This window comes from Streptomyces sp. CB02058 (genome assembly GCF_001905505.1).
Taxonomy (GTDB): Bacteria; Actinomycetota; Actinomycetes; order Streptomycetales; family Streptomycetaceae; genus Streptomyces.
Genome location: NZ_LIPG01000001.1, coordinates 233262 through 253097 on the forward strand (window position 1 = coordinate 233262; position 19836 = coordinate 253097).

18 protein-coding genes are annotated in these 19836 nt (G+C 71.6%); 9 read left to right on the plus strand and 9 right to left on the minus strand.

Annotated features, from left to right (window positions below; genetic code table 11):
* Positions 1 to 1647: a bifunctional aspartate transaminase/aspartate 4-decarboxylase gene (locus tag AMK10_RS01165; RefSeq protein WP_073743878.1), complete on the plus strand. Its 1647-nt coding sequence runs from the start codon at positions 1 to 3 to the stop codon at positions 1645 to 1647.
* 16 nt (positions 1648 to 1663) lie between these two features.
* Here the strand turns inward: AMK10_RS01165 and AMK10_RS01170 are convergent, their stop codons facing one another.
* Positions 1664 to 1900: a hypothetical protein gene (locus AMK10_RS01170; protein ID WP_073743880.1), complete on the minus strand. Its 237-nt coding sequence runs from the start codon at positions 1898 to 1900 to the stop codon at positions 1664 to 1666.
* A 165-nt stretch (positions 1901 to 2065) separates the two neighbouring features.
* Between AMK10_RS01170 and AMK10_RS38450 the strand changes: the two genes are divergently transcribed.
* A complete protein-coding gene (locus tag AMK10_RS38450) occupies positions 2066 to 2449 on the plus strand; it encodes a cold-shock protein (RefSeq protein ID WP_073743882.1) in 384 nt (127 codons plus the stop codon).
* A gap of 42 nt (positions 2450 to 2491) precedes the next feature.
* On the opposite strand, the gene AMK10_RS01180 is transcribed toward AMK10_RS38450, so the two are convergent.
* From AMK10_RS01180 to AMK10_RS01195, 4 genes are read right to left on the minus strand one after another with little or no spacing between them, the layout of a single operon-like run.
* The gene (locus AMK10_RS01180; RefSeq protein ID WP_073743884.1) at positions 2492 to 3397 is read right to left on the minus strand and encodes a 1,4-dihydroxy-6-naphthoate synthase; all 906 of its coding nucleotides are present in this window, start codon (positions 3395 to 3397) and stop codon (positions 2492 to 2494) included.
* Positions 3369 to 4088 (minus strand): futalosine hydrolase, encoded by a 720-nt coding sequence (locus AMK10_RS01185; RefSeq protein ID WP_073743886.1) that lies wholly within the window; start codon positions 4086 to 4088, stop codon positions 3369 to 3371. Before AMK10_RS01185 ends, AMK10_RS01180 begins: the two co-directional genes overlap by 29 nt.
* 39 nt (positions 4089 to 4127) lie before the next feature.
* Positions 4128 to 4610: a DUF2771 domain-containing protein gene (locus AMK10_RS01190; protein WP_073743888.1), complete on the minus strand. Its 483-nt coding sequence runs from the start codon at positions 4608 to 4610 to the stop codon at positions 4128 to 4130.
* Positions 4611 to 4637: 27 nt separating this feature from the next.
* Positions 4638 to 6071, minus strand: a complete 1434-nt coding sequence (locus tag AMK10_RS01195) for an MFS transporter (RefSeq protein WP_073745947.1) — start codon at positions 6069 to 6071, stop codon at positions 4638 to 4640.
* Positions 6072 to 6511: 440 nt separating this feature from the next.
* On the opposite strand from AMK10_RS01195, the gene AMK10_RS01205 reads away from it, so the two are divergent.
* From AMK10_RS01205 to AMK10_RS01215, 3 genes are all read left to right on the plus strand, one after another.
* Complete coding sequence (locus tag AMK10_RS01205) at positions 6512 to 7444, plus strand: DUF3027 domain-containing protein (protein WP_198959601.1); 933 nt, start codon at positions 6512 to 6514, stop codon at positions 7442 to 7444.
* A gap of 134 nt (positions 7445 to 7578) precedes the next feature.
* Positions 7579 to 10758 (plus strand): sacsin N-terminal ATP-binding-like domain-containing protein, encoded by a 3180-nt coding sequence (locus AMK10_RS01210; RefSeq protein ID WP_073743890.1) that lies wholly within the window; start codon positions 7579 to 7581, stop codon positions 10756 to 10758.
* Between the two features lie 151 nt (positions 10759 to 10909).
* On the plus strand, positions 10910 to 11761 hold the full coding sequence (locus AMK10_RS01215) for a DUF5707 domain-containing protein (protein WP_073743892.1): 852 nt from the start codon (positions 10910 to 10912) through the stop codon (positions 11759 to 11761).
* Between the two features lie 9 nt (positions 11762 to 11770).
* On the opposite strand, the gene AMK10_RS01220 is transcribed toward AMK10_RS01215, so the two are convergent.
* Both AMK10_RS01220 and AMK10_RS01225 read right to left on the minus strand, forming a co-directional pair.
* A complete protein-coding gene (locus tag AMK10_RS01220) occupies positions 11771 to 14179 on the minus strand; it encodes an HAD-IC family P-type ATPase (protein WP_073743894.1) in 2409 nt (802 codons plus the stop codon).
* Positions 14180 to 14271: 92 nt separating this feature from the next.
* Positions 14272 to 14565, minus strand: a complete 294-nt coding sequence (locus tag AMK10_RS01225) for a DUF2530 domain-containing protein (RefSeq protein WP_073743896.1) — start codon at positions 14563 to 14565, stop codon at positions 14272 to 14274.
* 175 nt (positions 14566 to 14740) lie between these two features.
* On the opposite strand from AMK10_RS01225, the gene AMK10_RS01230 reads away from it, so the two are divergent.
* Positions 14741 to 16192: an NCS2 family permease gene (locus AMK10_RS01230; protein WP_073743898.1), complete on the plus strand. Its 1452-nt coding sequence runs from the start codon at positions 14741 to 14743 to the stop codon at positions 16190 to 16192.
* 49 nt (positions 16193 to 16241) lie between these two features.
* Here AMK10_RS01230 and AMK10_RS01235 read toward each other — a convergent pair whose 3' ends face one another.
* A complete protein-coding gene (locus AMK10_RS01235) occupies positions 16242 to 16457 on the minus strand; it encodes a hypothetical protein (protein ID WP_198959602.1) in 216 nt (71 codons plus the stop codon).
* Positions 16458 to 16591: 134 nt separating this feature from the next.
* On the opposite strand from AMK10_RS01235, the gene AMK10_RS01240 reads away from it, so the two are divergent.
* The gene (locus tag AMK10_RS01240; RefSeq protein ID WP_073743900.1) at positions 16592 to 17032 is read left to right on the plus strand and encodes a MarR family winged helix-turn-helix transcriptional regulator; all 441 of its coding nucleotides are present in this window, start codon (positions 16592 to 16594) and stop codon (positions 17030 to 17032) included.
* Positions 17033 to 17125: 93 nt separating this feature from the next.
* The gene (locus AMK10_RS01245; protein ID WP_073743902.1) at positions 17126 to 18460 is read left to right on the plus strand and encodes an MFS transporter; all 1335 of its coding nucleotides are present in this window, start codon (positions 17126 to 17128) and stop codon (positions 18458 to 18460) included.
* Between the two features lie 66 nt (positions 18461 to 18526).
* Here AMK10_RS01245 and AMK10_RS01250 read toward each other — a convergent pair whose 3' ends face one another.
* The gene (locus AMK10_RS01250) at positions 18527 to 19108 is read right to left on the minus strand and encodes a Uma2 family endonuclease (protein ID WP_073743904.1); all 582 of its coding nucleotides are present in this window, start codon (positions 19106 to 19108) and stop codon (positions 18527 to 18529) included.
* A gap of 100 nt (positions 19109 to 19208) precedes the next feature.
* Here AMK10_RS01250 and thpR point away from each other — a divergent pair, with 100 nt between their 5' ends.
* Positions 19209 to 19781, plus strand: coding sequence for an RNA 2',3'-cyclic phosphodiesterase (gene thpR / locus AMK10_RS01255; protein WP_073743906.1), 573 nt, complete (start codon positions 19209 to 19211; stop codon positions 19779 to 19781).
* Positions 19782 to 19836: the final 55 nt, after the last annotated feature.

Sequence of the window (19836 nt, forward strand, 5' to 3'; positions counted from 1 at the left end):
ATGCCGAAGACCACCCTCAGCCGGGAAGAGATCCGGTCCTTCGCCCAGCTCTCCCCCTTCGAGCTGAAGGACAAGTTCATCCAGATCGCGACGGAGGCCCAGCGCGACAAGTCCGGCCAGAAGGGCAAGGCCACCCGGGCGATGCTCAACGCGGGCCGCGGCAACCCGAACTGGGTGGCCACCGGCCCCCGGGAGGCGTACCACGCGCTCGGCTACTTCGCGATCAGCGAGTCCAGGCGGGTGTGGACGGCCGACAACCTGGGCGGCATGCCGGAGGAGGCGGGCTGCGCCGAGCGCTTCGAGTACTTCGTCCGCACCAACCCAGGACTGCCCGGCATCGAGCTGCTCAAGGCGTGCGTCGACCTGGCGGTGAAACGCTTCGGCTTCCTGCCCGACGCCTTCGTGCACGAGCTGGCGGACTCCTCCATCGGCGACAACTACCCGGTCCCGGACCGCATCCTGCGCCACACCGAGCAGATCGTGCGGGGCTATCTGGCGGACGAGATGTTCGACCACCGGCCGCCCGAGGGCCAGACGCTGAGCCTGTTCGCCACCGAGGGCGGCACGGCGGCCATGTGCTACATCTTCGACTCCCTGATGAAGAACGGGATTCTGGAGAAGGGCGACCGGATCGCCCTGATGGTCCCGGTCTTCACGCCGTACCTGGAGATCCCGGAGCTCGACACCTACGGCTTCGACATCGTGCACGTGCAGGCCAGCCTGTTCACCGAGACCGGGGTGCGCCAGTGGCGCTACCCGACGGAGGAGGTCGAGAAGCTCGCCGATCCCTCGGTGAAGCTGGTCTGCTGCGTCAACCCGAGCAACCCGCCCTCGCTGGCCCTGTCCACCAGGGTCTCCGACCAGATCGTCTCCATCGTCGCCGAGCGCAACCCCGATCTGATCGTCGTCACCGACGACGTCTACGGGACCTTCGTGGAGGGGTTCCGCTCCCTCGCCGCCGACCTGCCGCGCAACACGCTGCTCGTCTACTCCTACTCCAAGCACTACGGTGCGACCGGCTGGCGGCTCGGGGTGATCGGGCTGCACGACGACAACGTGATCGACGCGATGCTGGCCCGCCAGTCCCCGGAGCAGAAGGCCCGGCTCGACAAGCGGTACGGGACCCTGTCGCTGGAGCCGGGGAAGATCCGCTTCATCGACCGGCTGGTGGCGGACTCCCGGCAGGTCGCGCTGAACCACACGGCGGGGCTCTCGCTGCCGCAGCAGGTGATGATGGCGCTGTTCTCGCTCTTCGACATGCTGGACGAGGGCCAGGAGTACAAGCACCGGATTCGCGCCATTGTCCGGCAGCGGCTCGACCTGCTCCTGGAGGGCGTCCACATGAAGATCTCGGAGGATCCGAAGCGGGCGGCGTACTACGTCGAGCTGGACCTGCTCGCGGAGGCCGAGCGGGTCCACGGCAAGGAGTTCGCCGGATTCCTGGAGCGGAACTACGAGCCCGTCGACCCGCTGTTCCGGCTCGCCGAGCAGACCTCCGTGGTGCTGCTCAACGGCGGGGGCTTCGACGGCCCCGAGTGGTCGGTGCGGGTGTCGCTCGCCAATCTCGACGACCTCGACTACCTGAAGATCGGCCACCACCTGCGCGTCATCTTCGACGAGTACGCGCGGGAGTGGCGGGCCGGATGACGGGCGGGAGGGCCCGCTACCGCGCGGCGGCGCGCTTCGGGGAGCTCTTCCAGACCGACCGGACCACCCCCGCGCCCGCGATCAGGAAGCCCAGGCCCATCAGCATGCACACCCAGTAAGCGACGGACGGGAAGGGCTCGGTGCCCAGGAACAGCGGGGCCACGGTGACCAGAGTGGCCAGCGCGCCGATGAAGAAGACGATCGCGCCGACCTGTACGAGCCGGTCGCCTGCGCCTGAAGGAGTAGTACTCACCCGGCCAGGGTAGTTCCCAGCTCGGCGGAACCATTCGGCGACGTCTTGTGTCAGGCCTCCGGGCCATTAGCCTGGAACCTGGCGGGTCGGTGACCCGCTGTACTGCTATCCGGAGCCGTATCGCGGCTCTCCCGCGCACCGACGAGTACGAGGACGAGGACAGACGTGCCCACGGGTAAGGTCAAATGGTTCAATTCGGAAAAGGGCTTCGGCTTTCTTTCGCGCGACGACGGCGCAGACGTCTTCGTCCACTCCTCAGTGCTTCCGGCCGGCGTCGACGCCCTCAAGCCCGGCCAGCGCGTCGAATTCGGCGTGGTCGCGGGCCAGCGCGGTGACCAGGCCCTCTCCGTCGTGATCCTCGACCCCACCCCGTCCGTCGCCGCGGCGCAGCGGCGCAGGCCGGACGAGCTGGCCTCGATCGTGCAGGACCTGACGACCGTGCTGGAGAACATCACGCCGATGCTGGAGCGGGGCCGCTACCCCGACAAGGCCGCGGGCGCGAAGATCGCCGGCCTGCTGAGGGCGGTCGCCGACCAGCTCGACGTCTGAGCCCTGCCCCGGGCCCGCCCGCCGGGCGGGCCCGGGGGGTGGTCAGCGGGCGTCGAAGGACAGCGCGTCCGGCGCCAGCGCGGGGACGAGCCCTTCGGCCGCCGCACGGGTCAGCAGGCCGCGGATCGCCGCGTAGCCGTGCTCCCCGAGGTCCGCGGTGAACTCGTTGACGTACAGCCCGATGTGCTGGTCCGCTACGGCGGGGTCCATCTCCTGGGCGTGCTCCTGGACGTACGGCCGTGAGCGCTCCGGGTCGTCCCAGGCCATCCGCACCGACGTACGGACCGAGTCCGCGAGCTGCCGCAGCGTCTCCTCGCCCAGCGAGCGCTTGGCGATGATCGCGCCGAGCGGGATCGGCAGGCCGGTGGTCGACTCCCAGTGCTCGCCCATGTCCGCGAGGCTGTGCAGGCCGTAGTTCCGGTAGGTGAAGCGCGCCTCGTGGATCACGAGCCCCGCGTCCACCCGGCCGTCGCGCACGGCGGGCATGATCTCGTCGAACGGCATCACGACGACCTCGCCCACACCGCCCGGCACGACCTCGGCCGCCCAGAGCCGGAACAGCAGATAGGCGGTGGAGCGCTCGCTCGGCACCGCGACGGTCTTCCCCGTCAGGTCGGCGCCCGCCTCCTTCGTGAGGACCAGCGGCCCGCAGCCACGCCCCAGGGCGCCGCCGCACGGCAGCAGCGCGTACTCGTCGAGCACCCACGGCAGGACGGCGTACGACACCTTGAGAACGTCGAACTCGCCTCGCTCGGCCATGCCGTTGGTGAGGTCGATGTCGGCGAAGGTGACATCGAGGGCGGGCGCGCCGGGGACCCTTCCGTGCGCCCAGGCGTCGAAGACGAAGGTGTCGTTCGGGCACGGCGAGAAGGCGATCCGCAGGGCGGGGCCCGATGCTCCCGAGGGAGCGGTCGCGGTGTCAGTCACGGTGTCGGTCGTGTCGGTCATGTTGGGTCCAACTTTCCACTACAGGTGCGGTCTTCCCGAACGCCTCGGTGAGCGCGGCCAGGGCGTCCCCGATCCGCCAGGCCGCGCGGTCGCGCGGCCCCACGGTGTTCGAGACGGCCCGGAGCTCCAGGGCCGGTACGCCGAGCCCGGCGGCGGCCTCCGCGACGCCGAAGCCCTCCATGGCCTCGGCGACGGCCCCGGGATGCGCGGCCAGGAGCTCGGCGGTGCGGGCCGCGCTGCCGGTCACGGTGGAGACGGTGAGGACGGGGCCCGGCACGGCCCCGGTCGCCGCCGCCACGTCCCGTACGAGGGCTTCGGGCGGCAGGAAGGCGTCCCTGCCGAAGCCGAGACCGGTGACGGGCACGAAGCCGTCCGGGGTCTCGGCGCCCAGGTCCGCGGCGACGATGCCGGTCGCCACGACGAGGGAGCCGACGGGCGCGGCGGGAGCGAAGCCGCCGCCGATACCGGCCGAGACGACGAGTGCGTACGGCTCGGACGCGGGCGCCGCGGCGAGGGCGAAAGCGGTGGCGGCGGCAGCCGCCGCCGGACCCGCGCCGCCCGCCAGGACGTCGAACGGCCCGGCGCGGTGCAGCTGGGCGCCGGGCACCTCCCGGACCTCGGGATCACCCCCGAACGCACGCGTGACCGCGTCCCGTTCGGCCGGGACGGCGGTCACGACAAGCACCCGCACGGCGGTGGTCCTCGGATTCTTCAGGGTGGTTCGAGGAGGTCAGGAGGTCTTCTTCAGCTGGAAGTGCCAGACGCCCGTGAGCTTCTGGCCGCTGGTCTCGACGATGCTGACCTGCGTCTTGTCCGCCGTGGTCTCGCCCGTCTGGCTGGCGAAGAAGGCGCTGCCCGGGATCGAGCGGTAGGTCCGCTTGTACGGCTCCTGCTCGGCCTGCTGGCCGTTGATGAAGAGCGTCCAGCCCTTGTCCGCGACCTCGGGGTCGACGCCGAAGCGGACCTTGTCGTCCATCGCGACCTCGACGGACTTCTCCGCCTTCTTGTTGAGGCAGCCCTGGATCTCGGACTCCTTGAGCGCGTTGCCGTCGTTGTAGCAGGCGGCCTCGGTGCTCACCGAGTTGTCGCCGACCGTCACGGTGGCGAGCGGCGTCGGCTTGTCGCAGGCGGACAGGACAAGGAGTCCCGCGGACACGGCACCGAGAGCGACGCCGATTCGACGGCCCTTACCGGAGAAGAACGCAACGGTCATGCGCCGAAGGTTATCGGTCGGCACCGCTCACGCCACGCGGGGGTGCGGTGTGCCGCGCCGCGCGGCCCCCAGGAGGCCCCGTACGGAGGCGGTGGCGCCGAGGGCGAGGATGCCCGCGGCGACGGACATGCCGACTACTCCGTTGAGAGGGAGCGCGATGCCGATCGCGCCGCCGACCACCCAGGCCATCTGGAGCAGCGTCTCCGACCTGGCGAAGGCGGAGGTGCGCACCTCCTCCGGCACATCGCGCTGGATCATGGCGTCCAGCGACAGCTTCGACAGGGCCTGGGTGAACCCCGCGACCGCCGCGAGGGCGGCGACCATCACCGTGCTGAAGAAGATCGCGGCGAGGACGGCGACCGCGAGGGCCAGACCCAGCACCGTCGCGACGATCACCTCCGGGCCGCGCGCCCTGAGCCAGGAGCCCACCGCCGTGCCGCAGGCGTTGCCCGTGCCGGCCGCGACGCCCACGATGCCGAGGGAGACGGCGGCGCTCTGCCCGGCGAGCGGGTGCTCACGCAGCAGGAAGGCGAGGAAGAAGATCAGGAACCCCGAGAGCGCGCGGTGCGAGGCGTTGGCCTGGAGGCCGTGCAGGACGGACGGCCCGACGGAACGCAGCCCCGGCGGCTTCTCCCTGCCCTTCCTCCCCACGGTCCTGGTGCTGCCGCGCCCGCCCTTCCCCGGGGACGCGGCGGGTGCGGCCGGGCGGGCCGCCTCCTCGTGCGGGAGGACGAGGCGGGCCTTGCGCTCGCCCTTGGCCGAGTCGACCTTGTGCGGCAGCGTGAAGGCGAGGACGGTCCCGCCGAGGAAGATCGTGCAGGCGCCGTAGAGCGGCCAGGGCGAACCGATGGTCTGCAGCCCCGCCCCGATCGGTGCCGCGATCCCCGTCGCCAGGAGCCCCGCCAGTGTCACCCGCGAATTGGCCTTCACCAGGGAGAAGCGGGGCGGCAGCAGACGGGGCACGACGGCGCTGCGCACGACCCCGTACGCCTTCGAGCAGACCAGGACCGCCAGGGCCGCCGGATAGAGCTCCAGGCCGCCGGTGGCCACCGCGCCCGACATCGTGATCGCGAGCACCGCGCGGGCGAACATCGCTCCCGCCATCGCGGCCCGCCGCCCGTGCGGCAGCCGGTCCAGGAGCGGTCCCACGACCGGGGCCAGCAGGGTGAAGGGCGCCATCGTGATGGCGAGGTAGAGGGCGACGCGCCCGCGGGCCTCGTCCGTCGGTACGGAGAAGAACACCGTCGAGGCGAGCGCCACGGTGATCATGACGTCACCCGCGCCGTTGACCGCGTGCAGCTCGATCAGCTTGCCGAGGCCCGACTCGCCCGCACCGTGGGCGTGCGTCGCCTTGCGGATTCCCCGCGCGGTGCCGGTGAACGGGGCGCGCAGGGCGCGGCCCATCGCCCGTCCCGCCCTGCGGAGCGGGCCGGATCCGTCGGACGACCTGGCGGCGGCCACGTGGTCATAGTGCCCCAGCACCCCCGGTCACGAACCCAAGATCGTGCGGGGCGCGGCGGCGGTCCGCTCCGTCGGGTGAGTCATCCCCGGTCGGGAAATGGCTTGGACCGGACACCGGTCCGATGCGAATCGGAGCCGGTCCGGCCGCGGATCCGACGGTTTCGGAACCAGTTACGGTCCTGTTTGGGACGGGCAGGTGGGCGCGGGGCGGCGGAGAGGGTAGCGTGCACTCACGCGCCACCGGCGGTTGTTCTTGGCCGCGCGCCTCTCCGCGATCCCGCAGAATGGGTGGCAGAAGGCGCGCCCGAGGCAGGCACAACGGGTGTGGACGTCGACGCGGCCCCCAGGTCCGCTCCGCTCACAACTGTCATGGCCGAAATCGGACATCGATGGAGCTGCTGGCGCGCTCGTGAGACGGCGTATGGAGAGAAGCGAGACCTGTGAGTGCTGCGACGACGCGAAGCCGTACGGCCCGTACCCCCGCCCCCGACCGCCTGTGCGCCGAGGCGGTAGACCTCGCCCGCGCGGCGGCGGAAGAAGCCGCCGCGCCCGGAGTGGTCGGTGAGCACGTGGCCCTGGTCTCCGAAGGGGACCGGGTCGTCACGCACTACTTCGAGTCCAAGGAGCCCGGCTACCGGGGCTGGCGCTGGGCGGTGACGGTCGCCCGGGCATCCCGCGCCAAGAACGTCACCCTTGACGAAACGGTGCTGCTGCCCGGCTCGGACGCCCTCCTCGCCCCGGAGTGGGTGCCGTGGAGCGAGCGGCTGCGCCCCGGCGACATGGGCCCCGGCGACCTGCTGCCCACCGAGGCCGAGGACCCGCGCCTGGAGCCCGGCTGGACCGGCGAGGACGAGCCTCTGCCGAACTCCGCCGTCTCCGAGGTGTCCCAGGAGCTGGCGGCCCTCGCCGACGCCGAGGACGCCGAGCTGACGGCGTCGCCCGCGACGAGCCGCGGCTCGATCGCCTCGGTCGCCGAGGAGCTCGGCACCCGGCGTGCCCGGGTGCTCTCCCGCTACGGGCTGCGGCTGGCGGCCGACCGCTGGGACGAGGAGTTCGGAGCGAAGACGCCCATGGCGCAGGCGGCGCCCGCGTCCTGTGTCACCTGTGCGTTCCTGGTGCCGATGGCGGGCTCGCTGAAGCAGGCCTTCGGGGTCTGCGCGAACGAGTTCGCTCCCGCGGACGGGCGCGTGGTCTCCCTCTCGTACGGCTGTGGAGGGCACTCCGAGGCGGCGGTCATGCCGAAGCCGCCCAAGCCCGCGCCGCACGCGCTGGACACGATGCAGGTGGACGACTACCCGCTCCGCCCGTCGGACGACTCCGGCTCGGTCCCGTCCCAGCCCGACGGCGCGACCGAGGACCTCGGCCACTCCTGACACTCCCTCCCGCTCCGGGGCCCGGCGCACGGCCGGGCCCGTGAGGGGCGGCGCAGCCGCTTTCCCGGTCGCGGTACCTTCGGGCGCACACTGGGCGTCACGGGTCACCGGAAGAGCGGAGTACGAGCGTGGGCATGAATGCGACCGAGGGGGCCGATCCGTTCGGGACGGCGCGACTGCGGCGCGGCGTGCTCGACGCCTGGGGTGCGGGCCCGGCCCGCTTCCGTGAGGACGCCAACGCCGAGGAGGACCTCGTCCTCGGCGGCTACCGCGACCGCCTGGTCGTCGAGCTCGCCCAGAACGCCGCCGACGCCGCGGCCCGCGCGGGCGTGCCCGGCAGGCTCCGCCTCACCCTGCGCGCCGCGTCCGACGGCAGCCCCGCCGTCCTCGCCGCCGCCAACTCCGGCGCTCCCCTCGACGCGACCGGCGTCGAGTCGCTGAGCACGCTGCGGGCCTCCGCCAAGCGGGAGGGCCACGAGTCGGCCGTCGGCCGCTTCGGCGTCGGCTTCGCCGCGGTGCTGGCCGTCAGCGACGAGCCCGCCGTCGTCGGCAGGCACGGCGGCGTCCGCTGGTCCCTCGCGGAGGCCCGTGACCTCGCCGCCGGGGCCGCCGTCGGCAGCCCCGGCCTCGGGGACGAGCTGCGCCGCCGCGACGGACACGTGCCGCTGCTCCGGCTCCCGATGCCCGCCGAGGGCACCGCCCCCGACGGCTACGACACCGTCGTGGTCCTTCCGCTGCGCGACGGCGTCGCCGAGGACCTCGTGGGCAGGCTGCTCGACGGCGTGGACGACGCGCTGCTCCTCACCCTGCCCGGCCTCGACGAGGTCGTCATCGAAACCCCCGACGGGGCACGGACGTTGCGCCGCTCGCAGCACGGTCCGTACACGCACATCGACGACTCCGCGCACGGTCTGCACCGCTGGCGCACCGCCGGCGCCGACGGATCCGTGGAGCCGGCGCTGCTGGCCGACCGGCCCGTCGAGGAGCGGCTGCGTCCGCACTGGTCGGTGACCTGGGCGGTGCCGGTGGACGAGGACGGCGCGCCCCGGAACCCGCGCACGGCCCCCGTCGTGCACGCGCCCACCCCCACCGACGAGCCCCTCGGCGTGCCCGCGCTGCTGATCGCCTCGCTGCCGCTGGACACCACCCGCAGGCACCCCGCGCCGGGCCCGCTGACCGACTTCCTGGTGCAGCGGGCGGCCGACGCGTACGCCGAACTGCTCGCGGGCTGGGAGCCCGTGTCCGTGGCCACCATCGGGCTCGTGCCCGGCGTGCTCGGCAAGGGGCGGCTCGACGGCGCGCTGCGCGCAGCGATCCTGGAGCGGCTGCCCCGGGTGGCGTTCCTGGAGCCCGCCGCGCCCCGGGACCCCTCCGAGGCCGCGGACCAGTGGGAGGACTGGGAGGGCGCGGCGACGCCCGGCAGGGAGGCCGCCGCGCTGCGGCCGGTCGAGGCCGAGGTCGTCGAGGGCGTGGGCGCGGAGACCGTACGGGTCCTCGCCGAGGTGCTGCCCTGCCTGCTGCCCGCCGGCCTGGAACGCCGTACCGAACTGCGCACGCTCGGTGTCGCCCGCGTCCCGCTGACCGAGGCCATCGACCGGCTGGCCGGCCTGGAGCGCGACCCGGACTGGTGGCGGAGGCTGTACGACAGCCTGGCCGGGGTCGACCCCGACCGGCTCTCCGGCCTGCCCGTGCCCCTCGCCGGGACCCCGGACGCGCCGCCCCGCACCACCATCGGGCCCCGCCAGGTGCTCCTGCCGCTGCCCGACGCGCTGACGGCCCCCGTCCTCGCCCGGCTGGCCAGGCTGGGGCTGAAGGTGGCCCATCCGGACGCCGCGCACCCCCTGCTGGAGAAGCTCGGCGCCCTGCCCGCCACCCCGCGCGCCGTCCTGACGACCCCGCAGGTCCGGGCCGCCGTCGCCGGGTCGCTGGACGCGGGCGAGATCTGGGACGAGGAGGCGCTGGACGGCGACGAGCTCGCCGACACCGTCCTCACCCTCGTGCGGGACGCGGACCTCGCGCCCGGCGACGAACCCTGGCTGGGCGCGCTGGCCCTGCCCGACGAGGACGGCGAGACCGCGCCCGCCGGTGAACTCGTCCTGCCGGGAAGCCCGTTCGCCCAGGTGATGCGCGAGGGCGAACTCGCCCTGTGCGACGCGGAGCTGGCCGAGCGCTGGGGCGAACAGCCCCTGACCGCCTGCGGGGTGCTGGCCACCTTCGCCCTCGTACGGGCCGCGGACGTCGTCCTGGACCCCGACGAACTGGAGCCCCGCGACAGCGACTTCGCCGAGCCGGACGACGCCGGGCTGCTCGACGCCGTCGACGTGTGGTGCGAGGACATCCTGGACCAGCTGCCCGACACCCCCGTGCCGCCGGTCGCCACCGAGCTCGTCGCCGTACGCGATCTGGACCTGGTCGACGACGACGCCTGGCCGCAGGCCCTCGCGATGCTCGCCCGCCCGCCGCTGCGGGACGCGCTGACCCAGCCGGTCCGGGTGCTGCTCCCGGACGGTACGACGCAGTCGGTGCGCCCGTACACCGCCTGGTGGCTGCGCGACCACCCCGTGCTCGACGGCCGCCGCCCCGCCGGTCTGCGGGCCGAGGGCGGCGACCCGCGCCTGGCCGGGCTGTACGACCCGGCCGACGCGACGGGCTTCGACGACGCGCAGGTGCTGCGTGCGCTCGGTGTGCGGACCTCGGTGGCCGCGCTCCTGGACGAGCCGGGCGGAGCGGCCGAGCTGCTGGGCAGGCTCGCCGACGAGGAGCGTCCCGTCGGCCCCGTACAGCTGCACTCGCTCTACACGGCGCTCGCCGAGCTCGATCCCGAGCAGGTCACGCTGCCGGACGAGCTGCGGGCCGTCGTGGACGACGAGGTGCGGGTGGTCGACGCGGCGGACGCCGTGATCGCCGACGCCCCCGATCTGCTCCCGCTGACCGGCGGGCTCCCGCTGCTGCCGGTGGCCCCGGCGAGGGCGGCGGAGCTGGCGGACCTGTTCCAGGTGCGGCGGCTCGGCGAGAGCGTCGAGGCCGGGGTGACGACGGAGGGCGAGGAGCACCGGGTGCCGGAATCCGTGCGCATCCTGCTGGGCGTCGGGACCCCCGACAGCTATGTCGAGCACAGCGAGCTGCGGGCGGGCGGCGTCGAGCTGGACTGGCGGCGCACCCCGGACGGCGTGGTCCACGCGTCCACCCTGGAGGGCGTGGCGGCCGGTCTCGCCTGGGCGGCCGGCCAGTGGCCCCGCCGCTTCGAGGTGGCGGCGCTGCTGGAGGACCCGTCCCGCACGGAGGAGCTGGCACGGGACCGCTGGTTCGACTGACCGGTGTGATCTTCACATCACATACATGTAACGAGCACAACCATTCACAGGTGGGAGCTGTCTGATCCGTCGAGTCATCAGACTCGACGACCAGCTGGGACCTGCCAGGAGGAACACACTCCGGCGGGTCCCCTGCTCCACAGGGGACCACATGCGTATTCGCGCCACCGTCGCCGCTGTATCCGGCGCCCTGGCCCTGTCCGCTCTCGCCGTTCCGGCGGCCACGGCCGACGACGGCCGGAGCTGGACGCCCGACTTCGGGCTCTCCGCCCCCGAGCAGTCCAAGGGGCGCATGGCCGCCCGTTCGGTCACCGCCGACAACGACCTCAGGATCACCAAGGCCGTGGTGAACGGCGGCAAGGCCATCGTGGTGGGCACCACCGCCCCCAAGAAGGTCACCGTCGCGATCACCGCCACGGACGACTCGGGTATCGCCGACGCCGGCACCATCCTCTGGATCGGCGACGACCTCGAGTCCGACGACAGCTTCGGCTTCACGCAGAACGAGGAGGCCGCCACCTGCAAGGCGGCCAGCGCCACGACGTCGACCTGCACGCTCACGGTCACCGTCGACCCGGCGTGGCTGATCAACTCCGACTCGACCAGCTGGCACGTCGGCGCCGCGGTGCTCAGCAACGACGGCCAGATCGTCCAGGACGACGCGTTCGGCAAGACGAGGCTCCAGCGCCTCTCCAAGGTGACCGTCAACGCCGCCCCGGAGCCCGTCAAGAAGGGCAAGACCATCACGGTCACCGGCAAGCTCTCGCGCGCCAACTGGGAGACCGGCACCTACAAGGGCTACGCCACCCAGGCCGTCAAGCTGCAGTTCCGCAAGAAGAACAGCAGCACCTACACCACCGTCAAGACCATCAAGTCGAGCAGCACCGGCGCGCTGAAGACCACCGTCAAGGCGTCCGTGGACGGCTACTGGCGTTACAGCTTCGCCGGTACGTCCACCACCCCGACCGTCACGGCCGCGGGTGACTTCGTCGACGTGAAGTAGTCCTTCCCGTCACGAGCGGAAGCGGCGGCCGACCAGCCTCCAGGCCATTTCGAGGACGGCCGCCGCGACCACGGCGATCGCCACCGCCGCCCACGGCATCGTCGTGCCCACCAGCTTCAGGGCGAAGAACTCCTGGAGCCAGGGCACGGCGAGCACGACGAGGAAGCACAGGCCCATCGTCGCCACCAGGGCGATCCGCCACCAGGTGTACGGGCGGGCGATGATCGCCAGGACCCACATGGAGACCAGGAACAGCGTGAGTGTGGCCGCACTGGTCTCCGCGTCCAGCGCTCCCGTGCCCGCGTAGTGGTGCCGGGCCAGCAGATACGTCGCGAAGGTGGCCGCCGCCGCGATGACCCCGGACGGGATCGCGTACCGCATGACCCGGCGCACGAAGTGCGGCTGGGCCCGCTCCTTGTTGGGGGCGAGCGCCAGGAAGAACGCCGGTACGCCGATCGTCAGCGTGGAGAGCAGCGTCAGATGGCGGGGCAGGAACGGGTACTCCACCTGGAAGCAGACCACCAGGATCGCCAGCAGCACCGAGTAGACCGTCTTGGTCAGGAACAGGGTGGCGACCCGGGTGATGTTGCCGATGACCCGGCGGCCCTCGGCCACGACCGACGGCAGCGTCGCGAAGCTGTTGTTCAGCAGCACGATCTGGGCCACCGCGCGGGTCGCCTCGGAGCCCGAACCCATCGAGACCCCGATGTCGGCGTCCTTCAGCGCGAGCACGTCGTTGACCCCGTCGCCCGTCATCGCGACCGTGTGCCCGCGTGACTGCAGCGCCGCGACCATGTCCCGCTTCTGCTGCGGGGTGACCCTCCCGAAGACCGCGTTCCGCTCGATCTCCGTCGCCATGTCGTCGGGGTCCGACGGCAGCCGGCGGGCGTCCAGGGTGTGCTCCGCGCCCGGCATCCCTAGCTTCTGGGCCACCGCGCCGACCGAGACGGCGTTGTCGCCGGAGATGACCTTCGCCGCGACGTTCTGGTCGTCGAAGTAGGCCAGGGTCTCCCCGGCGTCCGGCCGCAGCCGCTGCTCCAGGACGACGAGCGCCGTGGGCACGGCCCCGGACGCGGCGTCCGGGGCGTCCAGCGCGCCCCCGGCGCGGGCCAGCAGCAGGACCCGCAGCCCCTGCTCGTTGAGGTGACCGGTCTCCGCGAGGGCGGGGTCGCCCTCGGCCAGCAGGACGTCGGGGGCGCCCAGCAGCCAGGCGGACGCGTCGCCGTTGCCCTCGGTGAAGGCGGCGCCGCTGTACTTCCGGGCCGAGGAGAACGGCATGGACTGCGTGACGCCCCAGCCCTCGCCGTCCGGGTAGGCGTCGATGATGGCCTGGAGGCTGGCGTTGGGCCGGGGGTCGGAGGCGCCGAGGGCACCCAGGACGCGGCGGACGTACTCCTCGTCGGAGCCGTTCAGCGGGCGTACCTCGGTGACGTCCATGCCGCCCTCGGTGAGGGTGCCCGTCTTGTCCAGGCAGACGATGTCCACCCGGGCCAGCCCCTCGATCGCGGGCAGCTCCTGCACCAGGCACTGCTTGCGGCCGAGCCGGATGACGCCGATCGCGAAGGCGACCGAGGTGAGCAGGACCAGTCCCTCGGGAATCATCGGGACGATTCCGCCGACCGTGCGGGCCACCGAGTCCTTGAAGTTGTTGTCCTTGACGACGAGCTGGCTGATGATGAGCCCGATCGCGGTCGGCACCATCATCCAGGTCACGTACTTCAGGATCGTGCTGATGCCGCTGCGCAGCTCCGACTGGACGAGGGTGAAGCGGGACGCCTCCTCGGCGAGCTGGGCGGCGTACGCCTCGCGGCCGACCTTGGTGGCGGTGAACGCCCCGCCGCCCGCGACGACGAAGCTGCCGGACATCACCGGGTCGCCCCGCCGTTTGATCACGGGGTCGGCCTCGCCGGTCAGCAGCGACTCGTCGATCTCCAGGCTGTCGGCCTCGGCGACCGTGCCGTCGACGACCACCTTGTCCCCGGGGCCCAGCTCGACCAGGTCGCCGAGGACGATCTCGGAGACGGAGACCTCGGCGGACACCCCGTCGCGCCGCACGGTCGGTTTCGCCTCGCCGATCACCGCGAGGCCGTCCAGGGTCTTCTTGGCGCGCCACTCCTGGACGATGCCGATCCCGGTGTTGGCGATGATCACGAAGCCGAAGAGGCTGTCCTGGATCGGCGCGACGAGCAGCATGATCACCCAGAGCACACCGATGATCAGGTTGAACCGGGTCAGGACGTTGGCGCGGACGATCTCGGTCACGGAGCGGGAGGAGCGGACCGGTACGTCGTTGACCTCGCCCCGCGCGACCCGCTCGGCCACCTCGGCGGTGCTCAGCCCGCCGGGTGGTGCGGGCGCGGGAGAGGGCTGGAGAGGGTCCGGCTGCTCACCGAAGGAGTCGACTGCCCGCTGCGTCATGGTTCCGACCGTACGGGCGGAAGGGGTGATTCACCCGCCGGGGGCCGGAAGTTCCGACCAGGGGAGGAGAGGGCCCCTACGGGGGGTGTACGTCAGGAGTGCGCGGACCCCGGGGTGCCGGCCCCGGCCTCGGCGGCGGCCTGGGCGGCGGCGCGCTTGATCGCGGCGTCCCGTCCCCGGACGTACCAGATGCCGATCAGGCCCAGCCCGGCTCCGGCCAGGCAGACCCAGATCCACCAGGCGTGCCCGCGGTCGTCGAACCAGCCGTAGAAGGGAACCTGCACCAGGAAGAGAACGAACCAGAGGATCGTGCCGCCGGTGATGGTGGCGACGACGGGACCCTCCAGGGGCTCGGGTGCCTCGTGCTTCGGTGTCCACTTCTCCATGCGGCCAGTCTAACGGGGGGTGTCGCGGGCCAGTCGGCCCAAGGATCTACGCGCGGAGATAGCGATCTTTCGCTTATGTATTCATACTGAATCTGCTTGTGGATGACTCGATTTATTCGTGTGAACATCCAAATCTGTCTGGTTTCATCCCCCGATGCACAACTGAAGGTCATACATGTCCTCCTCGGCCACCGCCACGGTCGATCAGCCTCCGATGCCGCAGCCGCCGCACGGGTTCCTCGATCGCTACTTCAAGATCTCCGAGCGGGGGTCTTCGGTCGCCCGGGAGATCCGCGGTGGGTTCGCCACGTTCTTCGCGATGGCGTACATCATCGTGCTGAACCCGATCATCCTCGGCAGCGCCAAGGACATGTACGGGCACCAGCTCGACGGCGGACAGCTCGTCACGGCCACCGTGCTCACGGCGGCGTTCTCCACGCTCCTGATGGGCGTCATCGGCAACGTGCCGATCGCGCTCGCCGCCGGTCTCGGCGTCAACACCGTCGTCGCCCTCCAGCTCGCCCCCCGGATGAGCTGGCCGGACGCGATGGGCATGGTCGTCCTCGCGGGCATCGTCGTGATGCTGCTGGTCGCGACCGGGCTCCGTGAGCGCGTGATGAACGCCGTGCCGCGCTCTCTCCGCAAGGGCATCGCGATCGGCATCGGTCTCTTCGTGCTGCTGGTCGGCCTGGTCGACTCGGGCTTCGTCTCCCGCATCCCGGACGCCGCGCACACCACCGTGCCGCTCCAGCTCGGCAGCGACGGCCACCTCAACGGCTGGCCCGTCCTGGTCTTCATCCTCGGCACGCTGCTCACCCTCGGGCTCATCGTCCGCAAGGTGCCGGGCGCGATCCTGCTCTCCATCGTCGTCATGACGATCGTCGCGGTGGCCATCGACGCGATCGCGGACCTGCCGGCCGGCGCCTGGGGCCTGACCGTCCCGGAGTGGCCCGGCAACCCCGTCTCGTCACCGGACTTCGGGCTGATCGGTGAGGTCAGCCTGTTCGGCGGCTTCGCCAAGGTCGGCTATCTGACCGGCATCCTCTTCGTCTTCACCGTGCTGCTGTCCTGCTTCTTCGACGCGATGGGCACCATCCTCGGCGTCGGCGACGAGGCCAAGCTGATGGACAAGGACGGGAACTTCCCGGGCATCAACAAGGTCCTGCTCATCGACGGTGTCGCCGTCGCCGCGGGTGGCGCGACCTCCTCCTCCGCCTCGACCTGCTTCGTGGAGTCCACGGCGGGCGTCGGCGAAGGTGCGCGTACGGGTCTTGCGAGCGTGGTGAGCGGGCTGCTCTTCACGGTGGCGCTGTTCCTGACGCCGCTGGCGACGATGGTCCCCTCGCAGGCGGCCACCCCGGCCCTGATCGCGGTCGGTTTCCTGATCCTCGCGGGCAATGTGCGGGACGTGGACTGGGGCGACTACACGCTCGCCATCCCGGCCTTCCTCGCCATGCTGATGATGCCGCTCACGTACTCGATCACCAACGGCATCGGCATCGGCTGCATCGCCTTCAGCCTGATGCGCCTGGTGGCCGGCCGGGGCAAGGAGGTCCCGGTGGCCATGTACGTGGTCTCCGCGGTCTTCGTCTTCTACTACGCGATGCCGGCGCTCGGCCTCACGTAGACGCGGAACATCCTCAGCGGAGCTCCCACCCCTGCGGGGCGGATCCCCGTCATGTGACCCGGTCGGCCGGGTCCGCCTGACGGGGGTCCGCCCCGTAGAACTTCTCGGTCTCGTCGACGGCCGCGTGGAAGCGTTCGTCGAAATCGTCGCGAACGAGCGTCCGGACCACGTAGTCCTGGACGCTCATGCCGCGTCTGGCGGCGTGACGGCGGAGCCGGTCGAGCAGCTCACCGTCTATGCGCAGGCTGAGCACTGTCGATCCCATGCCAAGCAGGGTCGCGGCACACATGGCCTTCTTGTGGCTCTTTCCGCCCCATACTCACTCGTTCGGGTGATCAGTTTCTCGCGCGTGTACCACCAGGTGGTATTTAGCACAGCTAATGAGTTACGCTAAGGAACATGCCTGACCTGATCCACGACGGTGAGAGTGCCGCCGCCGTGAGCTCCCTCCGCTCCGCCGTGATGCTGCTGGGCCGGCGGCTGAAGCACCAGCGTGTCGACGAGTCGCTGAGCCCCACCGAGATGTCGGTGCTCGGCACGCTCGCGCGTTGCGGCTCGGCCACTCCCGGTGAGCTGGCCCGCAAGGAGCACGTGCAGCCGCCGTCGATGACCCGCATCGTCGCGCTGCTGGAAGCCAAGGGCCTGGTCAGACTGGAACCGCACCCCGATGACCGTCGGCAGAAGAGGGTCAGCCGGACCGAGCAGGCGGAAGCCATGCTCGCCGAGAGCCGCTCCAAGCGGAACGCCTGGCTGGCCAACCTCGCCGAGGGCCTGGACGAGGACGAGTGGGAGAAGCTGCGGGCCGCCGCGCCCGTGCTGGAGAAGCTTGCCCACCTGTGACCCCGGCGGGAGGCACGGGCCCACGGCCCCCGCCTCCCGCGGTCACCTCCCCGTCAGTCCGCACGCCGTATACGCCCGAGGAGGCGAACCCTTTTGAGTACGGGATCCGGAGCAGACTCCGCCCCCGCACCGACTTCCACCCACGAGAGCAAGACCGGCGGGACCTTCTCGTCGCTGAAGATCCGCAACTACCGCCTGTTCGCCACGGGCGCCGTGATCTCCAACACCGGTACCTGGATGTCCCGCATCACGCAGGACTGGCTCGTCCTGAGCCTCACCGGGTCCGCCGCCGCCGTCGGTATCACCACGGCCCTCCAGTTCCTCCCGATGCTGCTGTTCGGCCTGTACGGCGGTGTCATCGCCGACCGGCTGCCGAAGCGGCGTCTGCTGCTCATCAGCCAGGCGGCGCTCGGCCTGTGCGGCATCGCACTCGCCGTGCTGACCCTCTCCGGCGTCGTCCAGGTCTGGCACGTCTATCTGATCGCGTTCCTGCTCGGCATGGTGACCGTCGTCGACAACCCGGCGCGCCAGTCGTTCGTCTCCGAGATGGTCGGCCCCGCGCAGCTGCGCAACGCGGTCAGCCTGAACTCGGCGAACTTCCAGTCCGCCCGGCTCATCGGCCCCGCCGTCGCGGGTGTCCTGATCACCACGGTCGGCAGCGGCTGGGCCTTCATGCTGAACGGGCTGTCGTTCATCGCCCCGCTGGTCGGGCTGCTCATGATGCGTACGCATGAGCTCCACCCGTCCGTGACCGTCAAGCGCGCCAAGGGCCAGCTGCGTGAGGGGCTGCGCTACGTGTCGGGCAGACCCGAGCTGATCTGGCCGATCGTCCTGGTCGGCTTCGTCGGCACGTTCGGGTTCAACTTCCCGATCTGGCTGACGGCCTTCGCCGACGAGATCTTCCACGGCGGCGCCGGGATGTACTCGTTCTTCAACATCCTCATGGCCGCCGGCTCCCTCGCGGGAGCCCTGCTCGCCGCCCGCCGCCGCTCCTCGCGGCTGCGGATGCTGGTCGCCGCGGGCACCCTGTTCGGTGTCCTGGAGATCGCCGCGTCGCTGTCGCCGTCCGTCTGGCTCTTCTCGCTGCTGCTGGTCCCGATCGGCATGATCGGCCTGACGACCAACATCAGCGCCAACACGAGCGTCCAGATGGCCTCGGACCCCGAGATGCGGGGCCGGGTGATGAGCCTCTACATGATGGTCTTCGCCGGTGGCACACCGGTGGGCGCGCCGATCGTCGGCTGGATCAGCGACGTGTACGGCGCCCGGACCGGCATGGCGGCCGGCGGGGCGATCTCGATGCTGGCCGCGCTCGGGGTCGGCTTCGCGCTGACCCGCGTCGGCGGCCTCCGCGTCAAGGTCGACCTGCGCCCGGGCCGCCCGCACGTGCGGTTCGTCCCCAGGGAACAGCTGGCCACGGCGGCCTGAGAACCGCCCGTCCCGTCACTGCCCTCCACCCAGGCCGGTGGGGGGCAGTCGCGCGTCCGGCGGCGTTCAGTCGCGGGGGAAGGCGGCCGTCTTCAGAGTGAGGCCCACGACCGTGTCGGTGAGGTCGATGGCGGTGCCGAAGTCGAGGCTCAGCACGCTGCGGTACTCGTCGCCCTTCGGGAGCGTGTGCAGGTGCCACGTGCCGGTGTACGGGTCGACGATGAGGTACACGGGCACGCCTGCGGTGGCGTATGTGGCCTTCTTGGGGCCGTAGTCATTGGCACCGGTGCTCCTGGAGATCACCTCAGCGACGAACTCGATGTCCTGGTAGTGCCAGCGGCCGTCCTCGCCTTTGGCGGCATCCTGGGTGAGCGCCACCACATCGGAGGCGAAGCCGTTGAGGCAGCCGGGGTAGTCGATGCGTACGTCGGAGAGCAGCCGGTTCTCCTGGTAGCCGGCCAGAAGCTGCCTGATGACGGCCAGAATGATCCGCCAGTGCGTGTCCCGTTGCGGCGACATGTAGACGTTCCCCGCGACGATCTCGACCTTGAATCCCTCGGGGGTGGGCTCAAGCCACTCGAACATCATGTCCAAGGTGCGCTCGTCGCTGGTGTCGGCCATCTCGATCCTGTCGTCGACGACGGTCATCGTGCCGCTCCTCCCCGCTGTCGCACGGGCGCGGGCAGCCGCGTAGTACAACGATAGGCCCGGGCCCCCGGACACGCGGGGACGCTGGGACACTCGCCGCATGAGCAGCCAGAGACTCTTCGCCGCCGTCCTGCCACCCGGTCCCGCCGTGGAGGAGCTGGCCGGGGCCGTCGGCCGTCTGCGCGGGATGCCGGGGGCCGTGGACCTCCGCTGGACCGAGCGGGCCGGCTGGCACTACACGCTGGCCTTCCTCGGCAACGTGGAGGAGGAGCTGCTGCCCGAGCTGTACGTCCGGCTGGAGCGGGCCGCGCACCGGACCGAGCCGTTTCCGCTCAGGATCCACGGCGGGGGCCGCTTCGACGGGCGGGCGCTGTGGGCGGGGGCCGCGGGCGGCCTGGACACGCTGCGGCTGCTCGCCGAACGCGCAGACGCCGCCGCCCGCAGGGCCGGGGTGCCGATGGAGGAGCACCGCCGGTTCACCCCGCACCTCACCCTGGCCCGCAGCCGGACGCAGGCCGACCTGACCTCGTACGTGGCGGCGCTGGAGGGCTTCGAGGGCATGCACTGGGAGGCCGGGGAGCTCAGTCTCGTACGCAGCCGTCTGCCCGTGGACGGGGTGCCGGGGGAGCAGCCCCGGTACGAGGTGGCGCGGGCCTGGCCGCTGGGGCGGTGAGCGGGGCGGTTACGCTCGTGGGGTGGACCCGAAGACAAGAAACCGCATCATGGCG

What these genes read in the sequence shown, in the direction of transcription:
- AMK10_RS01165 (WP_073743878.1), top strand. Translation starts at nt 1, where the DNA reads ATGCCGAAGACCACCCTCAGCCGGGAAGAGATCCGGTCCTTCGCCCAG.
- AMK10_RS01180 (WP_073743884.1), bottom strand. Translation starts at nt 3,397, where the DNA reads ATGACCGACACGACCGACACCGTGACTGACACCGCGACCGCTCCCTCG.
- AMK10_RS01190 (WP_073743888.1), bottom strand. Translation starts at nt 4,610, where the DNA reads ATGACCGTTGCGTTCTTCTCCGGTAAGGGCCGTCGAATCGGCGTCGCT.
- AMK10_RS01210 (WP_073743890.1), top strand. Translation starts at nt 7,579, where the DNA reads ATGAATGCGACCGAGGGGGCCGATCCGTTCGGGACGGCGCGACTGCGG.
- AMK10_RS01215 (WP_073743892.1), top strand. Translation starts at nt 10,910, where the DNA reads ATGCGTATTCGCGCCACCGTCGCCGCTGTATCCGGCGCCCTGGCCCTG.
- AMK10_RS01220 (WP_073743894.1), bottom strand. Translation starts at nt 14,179, where the DNA reads ATGACGCAGCGGGCAGTCGACTCCTTCGGTGAGCAGCCGGACCCTCTC.
- AMK10_RS01225 (WP_073743896.1), bottom strand. Translation starts at nt 14,565, where the DNA reads ATGGAGAAGTGGACACCGAAGCACGAGGCACCCGAGCCCCTGGAGGGT.
- AMK10_RS01230 (WP_073743898.1), top strand. Translation starts at nt 14,741, where the DNA reads ATGTCCTCCTCGGCCACCGCCACGGTCGATCAGCCTCCGATGCCGCAG.
- AMK10_RS01235 (WP_198959602.1), bottom strand. Translation starts at nt 16,457, where the DNA reads ATGGGATCGACAGTGCTCAGCCTGCGCATAGACGGTGAGCTGCTCGAC.
- AMK10_RS01240 (WP_073743900.1), top strand. Translation starts at nt 16,592, where the DNA reads ATGCCTGACCTGATCCACGACGGTGAGAGTGCCGCCGCCGTGAGCTCC.
- AMK10_RS01250 (WP_073743904.1), bottom strand. Translation starts at nt 19,108, where the DNA reads ATGACCGTCGTCGACGACAGGATCGAGATGGCCGACACCAGCGACGAG.
- thpR (WP_073743906.1), top strand. Translation starts at nt 19,209, where the DNA reads ATGAGCAGCCAGAGACTCTTCGCCGCCGTCCTGCCACCCGGTCCCGCC.